Origin of the sequence: Actinomadura meyerae (genome assembly GCF_900188445.1) — a bacterium.
In the GTDB taxonomy this organism is placed as follows: Bacteria; Actinomycetota; Actinomycetes; order Streptosporangiales; family Streptosporangiaceae; genus Spirillospora; species Spirillospora meyerae.
The window spans coordinates 1-1,588 of sequence record NZ_FZOR01000111.1 but is presented as its reverse complement, the minus strand read 5'-3'; the positions used below and the strand labels follow the sequence as shown (position 1 = coordinate 1,588).

At 61.3% G+C, this 1,588-nt stretch carries 1 protein-coding gene; it reads left to right on the top strand.

The window, feature by feature from the left end:
• The coding region (gene ltrA, locus CHF16_RS39135) for a group II intron reverse transcriptase/maturase (protein WP_089331235.1) at nucleotides 1–1,510 on the top strand (1,510 nt) is incomplete at its 5' end.
• Between the last annotated feature and the right edge of the window lie 78 nt (nucleotides 1,511–1,588).

Here is a 1,588-nt window from a genome sequence, read left to right as displayed (position 1 = left end):
AATGCGCATGGCGAAGCGAGTCCATCGCAGCAGGCAGGATTGGTGCCCCCGTCCGGTCCGGCGAGTGCACATTCCCAAGGCCGGTAACCCCGCGCGCATGCGTCCGCTCGGCATACCGGTGCTCATGGACCGCTGTCATCAAGCGCGAGTCCGGAACGCACTGGAGCCCGAGTGGGAGGCCCGGTTCGAGGCCAAGTCTTACGGGTTTCGGCCGGGCCGAGGGTGTCATGACGCGATCGAGGCCATCTATGAGACGTGCAAAAGCAAGACCGCAGCACGGCTATGGGTGCTTGATGCGGATTTGGCTGCGGCATTCGACCGCATCGACCACGAAAAGCTGATGGAGGCCATCGGCCTGTTTCCCGCTCGGGAGATGGTGCGTGAGTGGCTCCAGGCAGGAGTGTTCGAGGCGGGACGCGGGTTCGCTCCCACCGAGGAAGGAACTCCGCAGGGCGGGGTCATCAGCCCGCTACTGCTGAACGTCGCGTTACACGGTCTGGAAACGGTCGCTGGAGCCAGGTACAGAACTACCGGGCCCAAGGCGGGACGAAGTTATCCGGATTCTCCGGTAGTGGTCAGGTATGCGGACGACCTGGTGGTGCTCTGTCACACCCGCCACCAGGCCGTGCTGGTCAAGGAGCGACTGGCGCGATGGCTGGGCGGTCGGGGCCTGTCCTTCAACGAGGATAAGACCCGCATTGTCCATGTGGCCGAGGGGTTTGACTTTCTCGGCTTCAACGTCCGCCGGTATGGCTTCAAACTTCTGATCAAGCCTAGTAAGGCGGCCGTGCAGCGGGTCAGGTCTAGACTCGCGTTTGAAATGCGCCGGCTGCGCGGCGCAAACGCGAAAGCAGTAATCGCCGCCCTGAATCCCGTGATCCGGGGGTGGGCGGCGTATTATCGACCGGTGGTGTCGTCGAAGGTTTTTGAAGATCTCGACACGCACGTGTGGAGACTCACCTACAAGTGGGCTACGCACAGCCATCAGAATAAGCCAAAGTCATGGATTATCCCCAGGTACTATGGCCAGTTCAACAAGTTCCGGAACGACAGGTGGGTGTTCGGGGATCTCGAGTCCGGCGCCTACTTGGTTATGTTTCGGTGGACTGAAATTAAGCGGCACGTCATGGTAAGAGGATGGGCGTCTCCGGACGATCCCTCCCTGGCCGAGTACTGGGCTCACCGCCGCAGACGGAGTAAGCCACCGCTCGATCGGTACACCATCAGGCTATTGGACGAACAGAACGCCATGTGCCCGATGTGCGGGGACTATCTGCTGACCGCAGAGCAGCCACCACAATCCCCACAACAGTGGGAAAGCTGGTGGCAGCAAGTTACCCGACGAGCAATAGCGGCGAGCTATCTCCTGATCGTGGATGCCCCGAAATCCGGCCGCCATGGTGGCGCCAGGACCCGCTTAGTGCATACACACTGTCATCGAAGCTGGCTCTATAGCCGACGACGAGGCAAAACGCAGCGTGATCCTAAACCGCCGCTTGGATCTGCTTGAGCCGTGTGCCGTGACGAATGGCACGCACGGTTCTGAGGGGGCGGGGACGCAGTAATGCGTCCCCGCTACCCGACCAAG